General features: G+C 62.7%; 18 protein-coding genes. 3 read left to right on the top strand and 15 right to left on the bottom strand.

Translation table 11 applies throughout. From position 1 onward, the window contains the following. Window positions 1-68: 68 nt before the first annotated feature. The 4 genes from hemP to P0D70_RS29185 form a co-directional block, all read right to left on the bottom strand. The gene (gene hemP / locus P0D70_RS29200) at window positions 69-332 is read right to left on the bottom strand and encodes a hemin uptake protein HemP (protein WP_091795648.1); all 264 of its coding nucleotides are present in this window, start codon (window positions 330-332) and stop codon (window positions 69-71) included. A 205-nt stretch (window positions 333-537) separates the two neighbouring features. Continuing rightward, window positions 538-1,020 carry an SRPBCC family protein gene (locus P0D70_RS29195; RefSeq protein WP_091795645.1) on the bottom strand — a complete coding sequence of 161 codons (483 nt, stop codon included), beginning with the start codon at window positions 1,018-1,020 and terminating at the stop codon, window positions 538-540. Window positions 1,021-1,043: 23 nt separating this feature from the next. Continuing rightward, the gene (locus P0D70_RS29190) at window positions 1,044-1,442 is read right to left on the bottom strand and encodes an OsmC family protein (RefSeq protein ID WP_091795642.1); all 399 of its coding nucleotides are present in this window, start codon (window positions 1,440-1,442) and stop codon (window positions 1,044-1,046) included. A 155-nt stretch (window positions 1,443-1,597) separates the two neighbouring features. Continuing rightward, window positions 1,598-2,476, bottom strand: a complete 879-nt coding sequence (locus tag P0D70_RS29185) for a pirin family protein (RefSeq protein WP_408187004.1) — start codon at window positions 2,474-2,476, stop codon at window positions 1,598-1,600. Between the two features lie 122 nt (window positions 2,477-2,598). Between P0D70_RS29185 and P0D70_RS29180 the strand changes: the two genes are divergently transcribed. Beyond that, window positions 2,599-3,588, top strand: coding sequence for a LysR family transcriptional regulator (locus P0D70_RS29180; protein ID WP_408187003.1), 990 nt, complete (start codon window positions 2,599-2,601; stop codon window positions 3,586-3,588). A gap of 353 nt (window positions 3,589-3,941) precedes the next feature. On the opposite strand, the gene P0D70_RS29175 is transcribed toward P0D70_RS29180, so the two are convergent. From P0D70_RS29175 to P0D70_RS29125, 11 genes are all read right to left on the bottom strand, one after another. Continuing rightward, a complete protein-coding gene (locus P0D70_RS29175; protein WP_408187002.1) occupies window positions 3,942-4,361 on the bottom strand; it encodes an ExbD/TolR family protein in 420 nt (139 codons plus the stop codon). Window positions 4,362-4,377: 16 nt separating this feature from the next. Continuing rightward, entirely contained in the window at window positions 4,378-5,109 is a 732-nt protein-coding gene (locus tag P0D70_RS29170; RefSeq protein ID WP_408187001.1) for a MotA/TolQ/ExbB proton channel family protein, read from the bottom strand. A gap of 26 nt (window positions 5,110-5,135) precedes the next feature. Further along, window positions 5,136-5,873, bottom strand: a complete 738-nt coding sequence (locus P0D70_RS29165; RefSeq protein WP_408187000.1) for an energy transducer TonB — start codon at window positions 5,871-5,873, stop codon at window positions 5,136-5,138. 258 nt (window positions 5,874-6,131) lie between these two features. After that, window positions 6,132-6,368: a (2Fe-2S)-binding protein gene (locus tag P0D70_RS29160; protein WP_091800666.1), complete on the bottom strand. Its 237-nt coding sequence runs from the start codon at window positions 6,366-6,368 to the stop codon at window positions 6,132-6,134. 331 nt (window positions 6,369-6,699) lie between these two features. Continuing rightward, a complete protein-coding gene (gene murI, locus P0D70_RS29155; RefSeq protein ID WP_408186999.1) occupies window positions 6,700-7,587 on the bottom strand; it encodes a glutamate racemase in 888 nt (295 codons plus the stop codon). Window positions 7,588-7,918: 331 nt separating this feature from the next. Next, on the bottom strand, window positions 7,919-8,398 hold the full coding sequence (bfr, locus tag P0D70_RS29150) for a bacterioferritin (RefSeq protein ID WP_091795621.1): 480 nt from the start codon (window positions 8,396-8,398) through the stop codon (window positions 7,919-7,921). Between the two features lie 183 nt (window positions 8,399-8,581). Further along, window positions 8,582-10,105, bottom strand: a complete 1,524-nt coding sequence (locus tag P0D70_RS29145; RefSeq protein WP_091795618.1) for a fumarate hydratase — start codon at window positions 10,103-10,105, stop codon at window positions 8,582-8,584. 55 nt (window positions 10,106-10,160) lie between these two features. Then, window positions 10,161-10,772, bottom strand: coding sequence for a TIGR00645 family protein (locus P0D70_RS29140; RefSeq protein WP_408186998.1), 612 nt, complete (start codon window positions 10,770-10,772; stop codon window positions 10,161-10,163). Window positions 10,773-11,001: 229 nt separating this feature from the next. Further along, the gene (locus P0D70_RS29135; RefSeq protein WP_408186997.1) at window positions 11,002-11,895 is read right to left on the bottom strand and encodes a DMT family transporter; all 894 of its coding nucleotides are present in this window, start codon (window positions 11,893-11,895) and stop codon (window positions 11,002-11,004) included. A 258-nt stretch (window positions 11,896-12,153) separates the two neighbouring features. Next, the gene (locus P0D70_RS29130; protein WP_408186996.1) at window positions 12,154-12,792 is read right to left on the bottom strand and encodes a hypothetical protein; all 639 of its coding nucleotides are present in this window, start codon (window positions 12,790-12,792) and stop codon (window positions 12,154-12,156) included. A gap of 150 nt (window positions 12,793-12,942) precedes the next feature. Then, window positions 12,943-13,386, bottom strand: coding sequence for a ribbon-helix-helix domain-containing protein (locus P0D70_RS29125; RefSeq protein ID WP_286161967.1), 444 nt, complete (start codon window positions 13,384-13,386; stop codon window positions 12,943-12,945). 370 nt (window positions 13,387-13,756) lie between these two features. Here P0D70_RS29125 and sctC point away from each other — a divergent pair, with 370 nt between their 5' ends. Both sctC and P0D70_RS29115 read left to right on the top strand, forming a co-directional pair. After that, window positions 13,757-15,784: a type III secretion system outer membrane ring subunit SctC gene (gene sctC / locus P0D70_RS29120; RefSeq protein WP_408186995.1), complete on the top strand. Its 2,028-nt coding sequence runs from the start codon at window positions 13,757-13,759 to the stop codon at window positions 15,782-15,784. Then, window positions 15,774-16,096 (top strand): FHA domain-containing protein (locus P0D70_RS29115; RefSeq protein WP_408186994.1); only part of this gene is annotated, 323 nt, incomplete at its 3' end. The genes sctC and P0D70_RS29115, both read left to right, overlap by 11 nt.

The raw sequence follows: 16,096 nt of genomic DNA, 5'->3' as shown, positions 1-16,096 counted from the left end.
CTGGCTAATGCCCAACACCTCTCTGGGAGGTGGTCCCCACAATACCCGGTAGTTACCGCTGTTCGTCCTTACTTCGTCAGAATCAACTTGCCCAGGCGCGTTGCGCGCAACTGGTAGGTCTCGCCGTTGTGCACGATGCTGACGTGGCTATGTCCTTGCAGCAGCGCGTCGCTGCGTACGATCCGCTCCGACGTCTCGCCCGATGATGCCTTGGCGCGATCCGCGCCAGGCTTCTGGCTGGTCGCCGCCGCCGTGGAGGCTTTCGGACGGCTGGTCAGCGCGGCCGCGGGGCGGCGCAGGCTGAGTGTCGAAGGGCGCGCAGTATCGGTCATTGGTTTTTAGCTGTTGGTCGATTCGATGGATTAATTCTAAATGATAACTATTCCTATTTACAAGTTAAGGAAGTTGATCGAATTTTTGTTTCGATAGTCGAGCGACCAAGGCGGCGACAAAACGGAGAAATCTGGCCAAGGCCGCCGCTTCGACCAGCGGCCTTGCAATCGATGGCGAGCGGGGCGGGAAGGGCGCCCGCGAAATTCAATGCAGCGAGCCGGGTTCCTGCTTGGCCTGCACATACTGACGGATGAGCCGAACGGTATCGATATCGTTCTCGCGATACGCCGACTTCACGATCTCCTGCGTTTGATGCGCGTCGGGATCCGTCGATTCGGGCAACGTGGTCGCGTACTCGAAGCGCAGAAACAGCTGCAGTTCGTCCGGTTGCTCGATGGTCATGGTGAGCGAGCCGCCGACGTAGTCCGCCGTCGGCAGAATGTCGTAGCGCACGCTCTGGCTTTGGTCCAGCGTGACGCGGTCGCGTACGGTCGCCTGGCCGTAGTGCAGCTCTCGCTCGAGCACGTTGCCGTCGCGCGAGAGAATCGTGCAGCTGTCGAGCCCCATCACGAAGAGTTGCGGCTGTTCGGCGCGCAGCACGAGCCCCTCCCACAACTGCTCGCGGGTCATCGACTCGACAAACGGATTCAACGGGTCGTTGATCTGGATAAGGTGTTCGAAATTCAAAACGACGGCTTCCTATGAAAGCGTTAAGCGACGGCGAGCCCTGAACGGATCGTGATCGAGTGCGTGAGGATCTTGTGAACCGGGCACTGATTGGCAATTTGCAAGAGCCGTTCCCGCTGCTCGTCGGACAGATCGCCTTCCAGCACGATTTTGCGGTCGATGGTCGTGCCCGCGTCGCCGGTTTCGAGCGAGAGCGTCACGCGTACGTCGGCGAGCGGCCATTCCTTGCGCTGAGCGTACATTTTCAGCGTGATCGACGTGCACGCGCCGAGGCTCGACAGCAACAACGAAACGGGTGTCGGCCCGCGATCACCGCCGCCGAGCGACTCGGGCTCGTCGGCAAGCCATGTGTGCTTGCCGTCGTCGAAAAGGACCTGGAAATTCGTCGAACCGATGTGGGCGGTGACGGTGGGCTCTGCCATGCGCGCTCCTGAACAGGGACGGAAATCGCCGCGCGCCACCGCCCGTTTTGACGCAACGGCGTGGCGCGAGGCCTGAATCGCTATTGTGAACGAATTTACCGGCCTTCGCGCCTTGGGTTGCGGCGCGGGCGGCGCGTGCTTCGCCCGCCCGGGACTCAATGCGTGATCGCGCCCATGCGCCCGGCCTGGTAATCGACGACGGCCTGGCGGATCTCGTCTTCCGTGTTCATCACGAACGGACCGTAGCGCACCACCGGCTCCTTGAGCGGCACGCCGCCGAGCAGCAGCACTTCGAGCGGCTCCGCGCCGGCCGTGAGCGTCACGGAGTCACCGTCGTTCTGGAACACGACCATTTTCTGCGCACCGATTTCCTGACGCGCTTCGCCTTCGCCGTAGAACCCGTTGCCCGACAGGCTATACGCAAACACGCGATAGTCGGCGGGCACCGGCTGCCGGATCGTCGCGCCCGGTTGCAGCGAGAAATGCTGATACAGAATCGGCGTGCGCGTTTCGATCGCGGCCTTGACGCCGAGCGCTTCGCCGGCGATCACCTTGACGCGCACCTTGCCGTCCGCGGACGTTGCTACGGGAATGCTCGACGACGGCATTTCCTGATAGCGCGGCGCGATCATCTTGTCGCGGCGCGGCAAATTCACCCACAACTGCAAGCCGTGCACGCGCCCGCCTGTGCGGACGAACGACGGGTCCGGCATCTCGCTGTGCACGACGCCCGCGCCCGCGGTCATCCATTGCACGTCGCCGGCGTGCAGGGTGCCGGAATGGCCGGCCGAGTCCTTGTGGCCGAACTGGCCCTCCAGCACATAAGTGACCGTTTCGAAGCCGCGGTGCGGATGGTCGGGCGCGCCTTTGGCCTCGCCCGGTGCGTAGTCGATCGGGCCCATTTCGTCGAGCAGCAGGAACGGATCGAAGTCCATCAGCATGCGGGTCGGAAACGGGCGATGGACGATAAAGCCGCCACCCTCGGTCGTGCGAACGGCGGGAAACGTGCGTTCGATCGTGCGGGTCGTGCTCATCAAAGTCACCTCAAAAAATGGGGAATAGCGTTATTTTTGAAACATGGAGCTATTATAGGGACCGTTTTCCGGGGTGCCAGCCGCCCTCGCGCAATGGATTGTTCTATTACTGGAACGATGAGATGAAGATCGATTCACACAACCTGAACGACCTGATGTATTTTTCGCAGGTCGTCGAACATGGCGGTTTTTCTGCCGCCGAACGCGTGCTCGGCATCTCCAAGTCGCGGCTGTCGCGCCGGCTGACCGAGCTCGAAGCGTCGCTCGGCGTGCGCCTGCTGCAGCGATCCACGCGCAAGCTGGCGCTGACCGAAGCCGGGCAACTGTTCTATCAGCATTGTCAGGCGATGCTGAGCGAGGCGCAGGCGGCCGTCAACGTCGTTCAGCAACTGCGCTCATCGCCGCGCGGCACAGTGCGCGTCAGCGTGCCGGTCACGATTTCGCAGACGATTCTGTCGCAGATCCTGCCTGAGTTCATGCATCGCTATCCGGAAGTGCGTGTGGTCATGCGCGTGACGAACCGCGTGATCGATCTGTTCGAGGATTCGATCGACGTTGCGCTGCGGGTGCGCTCCGATCCGCCGGAGAACGCCAACATCGTAGTGCGGCCGCTGTGGCGCACGCAGCAAATGCTGGTCGGCGCGCCGAGCCTGTTGCAACAGAATGCGCCGCCGTTGCTGCCGGCCGATCTGAGCCGCTTCGAAACGCTCGACGTGCCGACGGGCGACGGACGCCACGTCTACAACCTGATCGCGCCCGACGGCACGCGGCACGCGCACGAACACGAGCCGCGCCTCGTCACCGCGGATCTGATGACGATTCGCGAAGCGGTGCTCGGTGGTGTCGGTATCGCCGCGTTGCCGGAGATGATGTATGGCGCCGCGTTGCGAGCGGGGCAATTGTCGCCGGTCATGCCGGGTTGGACCTTCCCGACGCCGCAGTTGTACGCCGTATTCGTGTCGCGGCAGGGGATGGTGCCGGCGGTGCGTGCGTTTGTCGATTATCTGGTCGAGATGCTCGATCCCGACGACGGCAAACACATTATGGGCGAGTGTCCCGCGCGCGAGGAAAAAGCCGCTGCCGCGCTGTCTTCGTTCGCGATTTCCCCATAGCACTTCTCACACGCGACAACATCGCTTTTAGCATTTAAGCGCGGCCTGTCATGAGTACTTTCAATGGCCGTTTGCTTGAATGCTCGCGCTCCCGGGCCTATAGTGAAATCCCTTCGCTAAGGAGTCTCTTATGCGAAAACTCATGGCCGCTATCATAGCGGGCCTGATAGGGCTGACCGCGCTGTCCGTGTCGATCACGGCTGTCGCATGCGGTGATTCAGGTAGCTATCAATCTTCGACCGATGGCAAATGATCCCGCCGCCCGAAGGCGCCGAGTGCGCACAAAAAAAGGCCTTCATCTGACGATGAAGGCCTTTTACTTTTCAGCCCTTTTTTAAAGGGCTTTTATCGCATTACTTCGCTTTCGGTTGGGTCACGAAGCCGATCTTGGTCAGGCCGCCGGCCTGTGCCGCCGACATCACTTCCGCCACTTTTTCGTACGGAACCTTGCGGTCCGCGTCGAGATGCAACTCGGGTTGCGGGTTCGCTTGCGCGGCCTCTGCAATTTTCGCGCGCAGTGCGGTGTCGTCGACCTTTTTGTCGTCCCACATGACGTTGCCGTCGGCGTCGACCGTGACGGTCACCTGCGCGGGCTTGGTGTCTTCTTTCTGGCTGCTTGCATGCGGCAGATCGATCTTGACCGCATGACGAATCACCGGAATCGTCACCATGAAGACGATCAGGAGAACCAACATCACGTCGACGAGCGGCGTCATGTTGATTTCGTTCATCAGGCCGTCGTCATCGTCGGAGGCGAAGGGGCTCATTGCCATTGGATTGCCTCGCTGATCAGTTCGTGCGCGCGGCGAGCCGCAGGCCGTCGCCGCGCTTGGACGACGACAGTCGCGCGCCCGTCACGAAGAATGCGTGCAGACCGTGCGCAAAGCGGCTCAATTTGGCCACCACCGCCTTGTTGGCGCGCGTCAGTGCGTTGTAGCCAAGCACTGCCGGAATCGCGACGAAAAGGCCGAACGCGGTCATGATCAACGCTTCGCCAACCGGGCCGGCGACCTGATCGATCGACGACTGACCACTCGCGCCAATCGCCAGCAGCGCGTGATAGATGCCCCACACCGTGCCGAACAGACCGACGAACGGCGCCGTGCTGCCGATCGACGCGAGAATCGCGAGACCGCTCTGCATGCGGGCGACGCTTTCGTCCATCGTGTCCTTCAGGCAGCGCGTGATCCAATCCGACACGTCCATGCGGTCGTGCAGATGCGGTTGTGTCTGATGATGGTGATCGGCCGCTTCCTGACCCGACAGCGCCAGTGCGAGGAACGGATTGTCTTGCGGGGTCGACGAGCCGGCGCCGAGTTTGTTGACGCCGTCGGCGAGATCGTCCGAGTGCCAGAACGCCTGTTCGGCGTTCTTCGTGAGGCGCTTCAGGCGCATCACATTCCAGCCCTTGATCACGATCACGCTCCACGACATGACCGACATGATCAGCAGCGCGAGCGCGATGCCGCGCGTCACGAAATCCCCTTGCGCCCAGACGTGCGCCAGTCCGTAGTTTTGCATTGCAATTCCTTTTTTTGAAATCTGCTTCAGTCGCTCAGACTGAAGTTGTAAGGCCGGGTATAAGCGGCTCGAATCGGCTGGCCGTTCTCGAGAAATGGCTTGCAGGTAGTCGCGTGTACGGCGGCGAGCGCAGCGTCGTCGAGACGGCTGAAGCCGCTGCTCTGTTGTAGCTGGATGTCTTCCAGCTTGCCCGTCAGGCCGACCACGAACCGCACGGTGGCGGTGCCGGTTTCACCACGCCGCCTGGATAGCGGTGGGTAATCAGGCTTCACCAGTTCGCAATTAAGGTGCGAGACGTTCTTGGGCGCGCTGACCTCTATCGTCTGACGGCTAACGGCCGGCGCGGCAGCAGCTGGCGGCGCGACAGGGGCGGCCGGCGCGGGCGGCGTAGGATCGGGTGCGGCGACGGGCGTCGGCGAGGGCGCGGCGGCCACCGGTAAAGGCGTCGGCGTCGGCTTGGGCGTCGGAGCCGGCTTCGGCTGGACTTTCGGCTTGGTGTGAACCGGCGGCGTCGGCGTGGGCGGCGGCGGTGCGATCGACTGTATCGCGACGGGCGTGGCAACCGGCGCCGGCGGCAGCAACTGCGCGGTCATCACGCGCGATTCGAGGACCGGTTGAACAGGGTCGTGCCGCAAGGTCATCACCACGGCCAGCAGCGCGACGTGAATCGCAGCAACCAGTGCGGTGGCTGTCAGGACGCGGGAGTTCGCTCGGGTGGACGAAGCCGGCATGGCGCCGGCTGAAACGGTATGCGAGGCCGGCATATCAGCGTGGCGGCGCGCTGTGAATGCAGCGCGTCAGACAAGACGTCGTCATGTTCGAAAAATCAGCAGCGAAATGAACAAAGTAGTCACGAAACCAATCAGCAATTCCATCTCGAACTCCTGTGAGGGGTGAGCGGGTAGCTGGCTGGTACGAATACTGGCTTGCTGACGGCAGTGGGATAACGCTTGAACAGCGAAGAGCGGCAGTGGGCGGCAGGCACCCGAGGCGCGGCGTCAGCCGCGCCTTGATACTCGGTCTCAGGCGGCCTTGCGTTCGTAGAACGTCAGCGGGACAGCCTGGGGATTATGCTCGAAACCACAGCGGCTCGCGCATACGCCGCTCTGCATCATGACGTCGCGGACGGACTCCGCGCATTTTCCACAGCAGGAAGCGACGCCAAGTTCGAACTGCAACTCGTCGAACGAATCGACGCCTTCCGCGATCGAGGCACGGATCTTTCGGTCAGAAACGGACTTGCAGACACAGACAATCATGGCAGGCGTCATAGCTAACGTTAATGCGAATTATTATCATTATGTTTGAGCCGTTTGGCAAGCGTCCTGGCCAATTTTTTGTAACAAAACCAGACTCTTAGAAGGGTTTCGTCTAAAGGACGAAATCGGGCGGCGGGTGGCCGTTGGGGCGAAAAGGGGGCGTCAAGGCGGCCTAAAGGCGGCCTAAAGGCGCTCCCACGGCGCCTCCGAGCGGTCTCTCCAACAGGCGCCCCAAAGTCACTCCCAAAGCCATTGGAAAGGCGCGCGGGAGTTCGCAGCGCTCCTGTAAAAGCGCGTGTCGGCGCGGCAAAAAAACGCGTGGGTCAGGAGTTCAGGCAGCTTGGGAGTTTGGAGCCGCCGTGCGCCGCGAGGGAATCGACACCTGTTCGACTGTCGCGTCGATATGTAGCAGGCTGGCTGCCAGTTGCTGCTGATGCGAGCCGTCCCCGGTGGAATAAAAGCGGGGCAGAACAGCGCCCGCGCTTTCCGGCGCCGCGCGCAGGCCGTGTTGGTCCAGCACCCGTTCCAACTGGCGCGCAATCGCGACGCTCGTGTCGATCAACACCAGCCGGTCGCTGACGATGTCGCGAATCGCCGCGTCGAGGAACGGGTAGTGCGTGCAGCCGAGCACCAGCGTGTCCGCGCCCGCGTCGAGCATAGGCTGCAGGTAGCCGCGCAGCAGTTCGCGCAGTTCGGCGGAGCCGACGTCGCAGCGTTCCACCGCCTGCACGAGTCCGTGGCCCGGCTGGCAAAGAAAGCGGCAATCGGCCGCGTAGCGTTCGAGCAGCGCCTGGAAGCGCGCGCTGCGCAGCGTCACCTGGGTGGCGAGCACGCCCGCGACGCGAGTTTTCGACTGCAATGCAGCGGGTTTGATACCGGGTTCGACGCCGACCAGTGGAATAGGCAGCTTCTCGCGAACCATCGCGATTGACTGCGCGGTTGCGGTGTTGCAGGCGACCACCAAGGCCTTCGCGCCTTGCTTGACCAGCCATTCGCCGATTGCGAGCGTGCGGTCGGCGATGAAATCGTCGTCGCGCTCGCCGTAGGGGGCGTAGAGCGAGTCGGCGGCGTACAGGATTGCCTCGTCAGGCAGTTGTGCGCGCACCGCCCGCAATACCGACAAGCCACCGAGACCCGAATCGAAAATGCCGACCGGTGCGCGCGATCCCGCGCCAGACGTGAACATTTCTGTTGTCGTAGACGGTGATTCTGCGGGCATAGGCGAAGAGGATGCGTGCGGCACGGCGTTCAAGGAAAACCAGGGAAGGTGCGCAAGTATATCGCCCGCGCGGCGTGCCCTAGCGGGACTTGCCGTGCGGCGCCTCCCGGGGAGGAGTTCGTGCAGAACTCCCCATTAGAGACGCTGTTCGGCGCGCTTTCCGGAAGCACTTCGTCAGGACATTCCACGGGGACGGGATTCAGGGCGCCTCCCCAGAGCACTTCCGCCGGGCGTCCACCAAGCGCACCGCCGCCAGTACCCGCTCCGTTGCGAACGGGCCGACCCATGAACGGGGCGCGTGCGGGGTGCGGGCGGTTGCGCCGTAATGCGATCAGGACTCGACCGAGCCCATTGCGGATTGCTGATAGTTCTGGATCCCGACCTTGTCGATCAGGTCGATCTGCGTTTCGAGCCAGTCGATATGTTCTTCGGTGTCGTCGAGAATTTTCGTGAAGATTTCGCGCGAGATGAAATCACGAACCGACTCGCAGTACACGATCGCTTCCTTGCAGGTGCTCTGCGAAATCTGTTCGAGCTTCAGATCGCATTCGAGGATTTCTTTCGTTTCCTCACCGATCAGCAGCTTGTGCAGGTCTTGCAGGTTCGGCAGACCGTCGAGCATGAAAATGCGTTCGATCAGCCAGTCGGCATGCTTCATTTCGCCGATCGATTCGTCGTATTCATGCTTGCCGAGTTTCTCGAGGCCCCAGTGCTTATACATCCGCGCGTGCAGAAAGTACTGGTTGATCGCAGTCAGTTCGTTCTTCAGTTGCGAGTTCAGGTACTCGATAACTTTCTTGTCGCCTTGCATGGTATTTCCTTTGTGGGACTTTGAATTTTCAACAACAATAAACGCCATACCTGAAAAAGCCAAGGGAACAGACATATCTTTTGACATTGTTTCAGGTGTCGCGTGTCGCGTTGCGCGCGGCAACAAAAAAGCCGGGACCGCAGTCCCGGCTCTTCGACATACGTAACAGGCGCTAGCGGCGAATCAAACCGTCGCGACCGGAATCTTGCCGATCTTGGCTTGCCATTCCTTCGGGCCGGTCTGGTGCACGGAGGTGCCGTTCGAATCGACGGCCACCGTGACCGGCATATCCTGCACGTCGAACTCGTAGATCGCTTCCATGCCGAGGTCTTCGAACGCGAGCACCTTCGCGCTGCGAATCGCTTTGGACACGAGGTACGCTGCGCCGCCCACGGCCATCAGGTAAGCGGCCTTGTGCTTCTTGATCGCTTCGATCGCGACCGGGCCGCGCTCGGCTTTGCCGATCATCGAAATCAGGCCGGTTTGCGCCAGCATCGTCTCGGTGAACTTGTCCATGCGCGTTGCCGTGGTCGGGCCTGCGGGGCCGACGGCTTCATCGCGCACCGGATCGACCGGGCCGACGTAGTAAATCACGCGGTTCGTGAAGTCGACGGGCAGCTTTTCGCCCTTCGCCAGCATGTCGGCAATGCGCTTGTGGGCCGCGTCGCGGCCCGTCAACATCTTGCCCGACAGGAGCAGCGTCTGGCCCGGCGTCCACGCGGCGACTTCTTCCGGCGTGAGCGTGTTCAGGTCGACGCGCTTGCTCTTCTCCGTGTCCGGCTGCCAATGCACGTTCGGCCATGCGTCGAGCGACGGCGCTTCGAGTTTGGCGGCGCCTGAGCCGTCCAGCGTGAAGTGCGCGTGACGGGTGGCCGCGCAGTTCGGGATGATCGCGATCGGCTTGGACGCGGCGTGCGTCGGCGCGGCCATGATCTTCACGTCGAGCACGGTGGCGAGACCGCCGAGACCCTGTGCGCCGATACCGAGCGCGTTGACCTTCTCGTGCAGTTCCACGCGCAATTCTTCGATCCAGTCCTTCGGGCCGCGTGCGATCACGTCCTGAATGTCGATCGGATCCATCAGCGATTCCTTCGCCATCACCATCGCTTTCTCAGCGGTGCCGCCGATACCGATGCCGAGCATACCCGGCGGGCACCAGCCCGCGCCCATGGTCGGCACGGTCTTGAGAATCCAGTCGACGATCGAATCCGACGGATTCAGCATCGCGAACTTCGACTTGTTTTCCGAGCCGCCGCCCTTGGCCGCGACCTGCACGTCGACCTTGTCGCCCGGCACGATCTCGTAGTGGATCACGGCCGGCGTGTTGTCTTTCGTGTTCTTGCGGCCGCCTTCGGGCGGGCTCACGATCGACGCGCGCAGCACGTTGTCCGGGTTCAGATAACCGCGGCGCACGCCTTCGTTGATCATGTCGGTGACGCCCATCGTCGCGCCGTCCCAACGCACGTCCATGCCGACCTTCACGAACACCGTAACGATGCCGGTGTCCTGGCAGATCGGGCGCTTGCCTTCGGCGCACATGCGGCTGTTGGTGAGAATCTGCGCAATGGCGTCTTTCGCCGCCGGGCTCTGTTCGAGCTCGTAGGCGCGGCCCAAGGCCTGGATATAGTCGAGCGGATGGTAATAGCTGATGTACTGAAGCGAATCAGCAATGCTCTGAATCAGATCTTCCTGTTTGATGACGGTCATGGCTAGCTCAGTGGAGACAGGGGCGCTTGTTGTCGGACACGCCGGGCAGGGCGGATCAGTCGTGCGCCTTCAGGGGAGTGGAACCTTTAGCGGCACCCACGGCGTGCAGCACCGTGGGCTCTTCGAAATGCTTGGGATGCGTATGCGTGGTGAGGCGGTCGACCAGCGCCATCACGACTGCGGAGACGAGGAACGCCACGTGGATGATCACCTGCCACATGATCGTATGCGTCGAATTCTGGTCGGGGCTGATGAAGGTCTTCAGCAGATGGATCGACGAGATGCTGATCAGCGCCATCGACAATTTGACTTTGAGCACGCCCGCGTTCACATGGTCGAGCCATTCCGGTTCGTCCGGATGACCCTCCACGCCGAGGCGCGACACGAATGTTTCATACCCGCCGATGATCACCATGATCAGCAGGTTCGAGATCATGACCACGTCGATCAGGCCGAGCACGACCAGCATGATGTTGGTTTCGTCGAGCGTCAGGGATGCCGTGACGAGGTGCCAGACTTCCTTGAGGAAGAGGACGACGTAGACGGCTTGCGCGACGATCAGGCCCAGATAAAGCGGCACCTGCAGCCAGCGGCTCATGAAGATGATGGCGGGCAGCGGGCGCATGGGGCGGCGCTGTTGGGTGGAGTCGGTTCGCGGAGCGGACATGGGCAAGAGTCGGATGAGACGCAGGTGACGGAACACGGACCAAAATGCGCCTAGCCGGCAGGCGCAATACGCGATATGCACACCAGTCAGGCAAGCAGACCCGGCAAGCAGACCCGGCATGGACGGCGCACACGGCGCGATGCACAGCCAGCCGAGGCCTTGGGAGCCTCGCGTCAGGCGCGCTATTGTAACGCGTCGGCTAAATTTGCTGCATCGCGGCGGGCAGGCCTCACGAGGCCACCGTCGGCAGTCGCTTGAGCTTCAGGCTCGCAAGCCCGATCCCCGTGACCACGCAGGCGAGCGCGATGCCGTGCGCGAAGCTGGGCCGCTCGCCCAGAAACAGGATGCCGTAAATCGCCGCCGCCACCGGCAGCACGGCGCTGAACACGCCCGCGAGACTGCCCGGGACATGGCGGATGCCCTTCATCCATAACCAGAACGAAAAGATGCTGGCGGACAGTCCGTACCACAACACCAGCATCCAGACGCTGACCGGCATCGCGCGAAAATCGAATTCGAGCCATGCGCCGGCGCCGAGCGGCAGCATCAGCAGCAGGCCGAAGAGATGGGTGTAGGCGCAGATGTCGACCGGCGCGAGCGTCTGCGTGAGGTGGCGCGACAGGATGATGTAGAGCGACTCGCAGCATACGGCGCCGAGGACCATCAGGTTGCCGGCGAGCGAGCTCTCGCCGTCCGCATTGTGATCCACGTGCGCCAGATTGATGACCAGCACGCCAACAATGGCGAGCGCGATCGACGCAAGCGCCCGGCCGTTCGGTCGCTCTTTCAGAATCAGCCACGAGAGCAAGGCGACGACAGCCGGGATCGTGCTCGTAATGACGCCGGCCGCGACGGCGCTGGTGCGCTGCACGCCGCCGAGCATCAGCAGGGTAAAGCCGAACGTGCCGAATAAGGCCTGCAGGAACAGGTTGAGCCATTCATCGCGCTTCACGCGGCGCAGTTTGGCTACGCGCAGAAGCGGCCACAGCACCGCCATTGCGATCACGAAGCGCAGCAGCGCGAAGAGGGGGACGGGGACGAACTCGACGATTGATTTACCGATGCCGACATTGGTGCCGACTAACAGCATCGAGGTAATGAGAAGCAGGGCGTAACGATTCAAGCTGGAATCCGGGGAGCGCGGGCGTGGGGCGCGTAGTTTACCGGACGGCGCCGGGGGGGCGGTCAACTGCTGTTGTCTATGTCATTGCCGGACGCGACGCTTGCTATGCCGGGAGCGGGGGCGGCTTTGCCGGAGCGTGGATTGCATTGAAAACAGCGTGGGCGGGCGCGTGCAAATTGCGGGTGGCAGCCGGCCGCCGGGAGCGTCCACGGCGATACGTTGACGGGGTGGCGGCGGCCGGCTGCGTTCAGCGCTGCGTCAAGCGGTGCCGGTTCCGCCTGTACCGAGCTTACCCAGCATCGGCGAGAGCATGCCCATCAGCGGCGAGAGCATGCCGAGCGCCTGCCCCGCGCCCGGGATGACGGCGGAAAGAAGTCCCTGAAGGCCCTTCATGACGGTCTGGAAGAGCTCGCCGATAGCATTCGACGCTCCGTTCTGTGCTCCGTCGGCGGCGCCCGCCGGCGACGGAGCCTGAGGTTGTTGTGCGGCCATGTTGCCGGCGCCGTTCTGTGATGCGTCGGTGCCGCCGGTCGGCGGCGCCATTGTCTGCTGTCCTGCGATTGCGTCGAGTGCCGCATCATCGGAAGCCAGCCCCGCAGCCCTCTCGGCGTTCCGCGGCATAAGGTCGTGGGCAGCCGCCTCGGCGTCGCGCGACATAGGGTGGTGGGCACCGTTCGCGTGATGATGGCCACCGTTCGCGTGGTCCGCGTGCATAGGGCGGCGCATACCCATCGTATCGTCCTGCTGCACAGGGCCGTGGCCACCCTCGGTGTGCTCCGTGGAAAACATCTGGACCGAACTGGAACGGGTGCGGCCGGCCGCCCCGGCATCCAGCGCTTGCGCCATTGAACTCAGATCGAACTGCCGAGTGTTGCTGATAGTGTTGATCGCTTCCATCACAGAATCCTTAAATCGAGTAAAAGGAAATATATAAACCGGACAGCTGTATTGTGTGGAATTTATGCGCCCGCTTCCGGATCGCTGGTGCGCAAAAGTGCATAAATGAAATCTGGCTGTTTTCTATTGACCTCCTCTGGTTTATCCAGGTTAACCAACTGACACATCCGGGTCGATCAAATCCAAATCGATCGGGTGTTTTCTGTCCAGCAACTGAGTGACGCAGATTATTCTGACAAAGCCCGTGAAATTACAGATGGCTTCCTGGGTAAGATCAATTTCAAGTGCCCATCTGGAAATCAGTTTTCCCACCGTCACCGCTTCCTGGCGCGCAATCTCTTCGATGATTCGCCAATACACCTCCTCGAGCCGAAGACAGGTGGCCAGCCCGTTGATTCTGACGGAGCGCTGCCGCGGCTTGGCGAGCTGCGGGGTGAAGTTGCAATACTGGGTCATCCGCATGTGCGTGCGCGTGTAGGAGTTCGAGAAGGCGGAGCCTCCATGACGGCGGTAAATGTCCTGATGCATTTCAAGATGGCAATGCATCTGCGATGTGAGTCGCGCGGGTTGTTTCTCATGTTCGGATGAATTCAAGTGACGGCTAGTCAATCTTCTCCCCGCAATATTCCGACTGGGTCATAAAGATGTATGACGTTTATCTGAAGTGTCGTCCTATTTTCAAGATATGCAGTCCGGATAAGATCAATTGAAAGGCCATGAGTGCGGCGATCCGGATTTGCACGCGCTAGATAAAGAGCGGTTGGAATGGCGGTATTTGAAATTGGCAGATGAAGTCATGCATATATATGACCATCCGTGATGCCGGCGCTATTAAATTTCACTGGCGTAATCAATACAACGTAGCCAGGAAATTTCGATGCTTATCACGAGCCGCAATGATTCGCCCAATAAGAAGGGCGGAGGTGGACCGCAGTCCTCGCCATCGTGCGTGACTGGCGCTGCCATGTTTCAAATGGCTGGCCGGCTCGCGGTGGTGTGGGCGGTGCTGCAGGTCTCCCAGGCTCAGGCCGTCACGCCAGCGTGGCACGGCGCGCCGATTCACTATGCGGCGAACGGTACGCCGTTGCCGGACATGCTGCGTGACGTGCTGGCGGTGGAAGGACTGTCCGCGAATATCGCCCGTGACGTGAAGGGCGCGGTCAACGGTCGTTTCGACGACACGCCCGGCAACGTGTTCATGCAGCTGGTCGAGGCCTACGGCCTGGTCTGGTATTTCGACGGCAAGTCGATGCATGTCGCGACCGCTGCCGGCGTGCGTAGCCGGGTGATTCCGTTTGCGCCGATGACCCGCGAAGCGGTTGCGGCGTTGCTGCGCAACCTCGATCTGGACGACCCGCGTCTGCCGATCCGGTATTCGGCGACGACCGCGAGGGTTGCCGGCCCGTCGGCCTTTGTCGATGCGGTGGCTGACGCGATCGACAAGGCGCAGCAGCAGAGTACCGCTGAGCCGTCGTTCGATCAGACCGAGATCCGCATTTTCCCGCTGCGCTACGCGCAGGCGCAGGACATGCACTATTCGGTGGGCTCGCAGGACCAGGTGGTGCCCGGGGTGGCCTCGCTGTTGCGGCGGGTCATGATCGACAGTTGGCAAGCCACCGCGCCGCGCGCTGCCCGCTCGCGCGCCGAAGCTCGCGCCGACGCCCGCAGCGCGCGCGGCGGTCCGCCGCCGCTGCCGAGCCTGCGCGGCCTGGGACTGGCCGGCGGCGCGCCTTCCGATGGCGACAGCTCGCCACCACCGCTGCCCGATACGGCAACGACTGAGACGAGCCGGACCGATCAGCCCAGCGTGACGCCCGCGCGACGCAACATCATTGCCGACCCGCGCACCAACTCGGTGGTGATCAACGACCTCGCGTCGATGATGCCGAACTACGAGCGCGCCATCGCGATGCTCGACCAGCCGCAGGAGCTGGTCGAGATCGACGCTGTCGTGATCGACGTGTCGTCGAGAGCGGCGCGTTCGCTCGGCGTGGCATGGGGCGGTTCGAACGGGCGTATCAGCGGGTCCTCCGGCACCATCAACGCGCCGTTGAGCTTCGGAGCGCCGGCGCTTGCGACAGCGGCGGGCGTGGCGTCCGGACTGAATCTCGCCACCCTGGTCGGCAACTCGGCGCAGTACCTGTTCGCACAGATTCACGCGCTGGAAGATGCCGGCCAGGCACGCGTGCTGTCGAGTCCGCAAGTCCTCACGCTGAACAACATGGAAGCGGTGCTGACTTCGCACAGCTCGGTCTATGTGCGGGTGGCGGGCAACCAGGACGTCGATCTCTACAACATCGATACCGGTCTCACGCTGAAGGTGACGCCGAGCGTCGAATCGGCCGCTGATCCGCGCCGCAATATCCGGCTCAACATCCAGATCGATGACGGCGCGTTCAATACATCGATGTCGGTCGACGGCATTCCGAAGGTCGACAACCACTCGATCGTCACTCAGGCGATCGTGCGCGACGGCGAGAGTCTGCTGGTCGGCGGGTATCAATACGAGCGCAGCGAAAGCAGCACGTCGAAAGTGCCGGTGCTCGGCGACGTGCCCTACGTCGGCGCGCTGTTTCGCGACACCCAGACGACCCGGCAGCGTCTCGAACGTTTGATCCTGATCACACCGCGCCTCAAGCGTGCGGCTGGCACCGGCGAGGCGGCGGGCGGGGCGGTCATGGCGGGGCCGGCTGTGGCGCCCGCAGGAGTGGGGGCGGTCTTTGCACCGGGCTCCGGTTTGCCCGGCGTCGCGAGTGTCGAAGCGGGTTCGCTTGCGCAAGGGGCACAAGCGGCACAAGCGGCACAAGCGAGGATGCCCCCGCTCCCGGCGGCCACCAATATCCCGCCGGCGGTCGCTGCCGCGCTGCGGGCGCCGTCGCGCGGTGCTGCTTCGACCGCGCCTCCGCCAGTCACGCCATTGCCTTCGCCGCCGCCTCTGCCCGCATGGCAATCGACACGCAAGATGCCTTGGGAGGACCGCAATGACCGCTGACGCAATGATCCTCGTGAAAGACGGCGTGCATACCGGTGCCAGCATCGCGCTGTCCGCCGATAGGCCGCTGCGGATCGGCAGCGGCGGCGACGCCGATCTGATGGTGATCGACGAAGGGGTCGAGCCGCTGCACGCCACCGTCGAGCTGCGCGGCGCGGCGCTCGGGCTGGTCGCGCACCAGCCGGGCGTGACGGTGTTCGGCCGGCGGCTGGCGCCGGGGCGGCGCGTGCTGTTGCGGCGCGGCGCGTGGTTTTCGGCGGGCGCGGTCACCTTCCAGTTCGGCGGCCGCGATGCGCCGACTCCGACGACGGC

It is taken from the genome of Paraburkholderia sp. RL17-381-BIF-C (assembly GCF_046026435.1).
In the GTDB taxonomy this organism is placed as follows: domain Bacteria; phylum Pseudomonadota; class Gammaproteobacteria; order Burkholderiales; family Burkholderiaceae; genus Paraburkholderia.
This window is presented reverse-complemented; position numbering and strand designations above follow the sequence as displayed.

Coding starts and splice junctions, on each gene's coding strand:
- P0D70_RS29185 (WP_408187004.1), bottom strand. CDS start 2,476: ATGAGCACGACCCGCACGATCGAACGCACGTTTCCCGCCGTTCGCACG.
- P0D70_RS29160 (WP_091800666.1), bottom strand. CDS start 6,368: ATGATTGTCTGTGTCTGCAAGTCCGTTTCTGACCGAAAGATCCGTGCC.
- P0D70_RS29180 (WP_408187003.1), top strand. CDS start 2,599: ATGAAGATCGATTCACACAACCTGAACGACCTGATGTATTTTTCGCAG.
- murI (WP_408186999.1), bottom strand. CDS start 7,587: ATGCCCGCAGAATCACCGTCTACGACAACAGAAATGTTCACGTCTGGC.
- hemP (WP_091795648.1), bottom strand. CDS start 332: ATGACCGATACTGCGCGCCCTTCGACACTCAGCCTGCGCCGCCCCGCG.
- P0D70_RS29175 (WP_408187002.1), bottom strand. CDS start 4,361: ATGGCAATGAGCCCCTTCGCCTCCGACGATGACGACGGCCTGATGAAC.
- P0D70_RS29140 (WP_408186998.1), bottom strand. CDS start 10,772: ATGTCCGCTCCGCGAACCGACTCCACCCAACAGCGCCGCCCCATGCGC.
- sctC (WP_408186995.1), top strand. CDS start 13,757: ATGTTTCAAATGGCTGGCCGGCTCGCGGTGGTGTGGGCGGTGCTGCAG.
- P0D70_RS29170 (WP_408187001.1), bottom strand. CDS start 5,109: ATGCAAAACTACGGACTGGCGCACGTCTGGGCGCAAGGGGATTTCGTG.
- P0D70_RS29130 (WP_408186996.1), bottom strand. CDS start 12,792: ATGGAAGCGATCAACACTATCAGCAACACTCGGCAGTTCGATCTGAGT.
- P0D70_RS29145 (WP_091795618.1), bottom strand. CDS start 10,105: ATGACCGTCATCAAACAGGAAGATCTGATTCAGAGCATTGCTGATTCG.
- P0D70_RS29190 (WP_091795642.1), bottom strand. CDS start 1,442: ATGGCAGAGCCCACCGTCACCGCCCACATCGGTTCGACGAATTTCCAG.
- P0D70_RS29165 (WP_408187000.1), bottom strand. CDS start 5,873: ATGCCGGCCTCGCATACCGTTTCAGCCGGCGCCATGCCGGCTTCGTCC.
- bfr (WP_091795621.1), bottom strand. CDS start 8,398: ATGCAAGGCGACAAGAAAGTTATCGAGTACCTGAACTCGCAACTGAAG.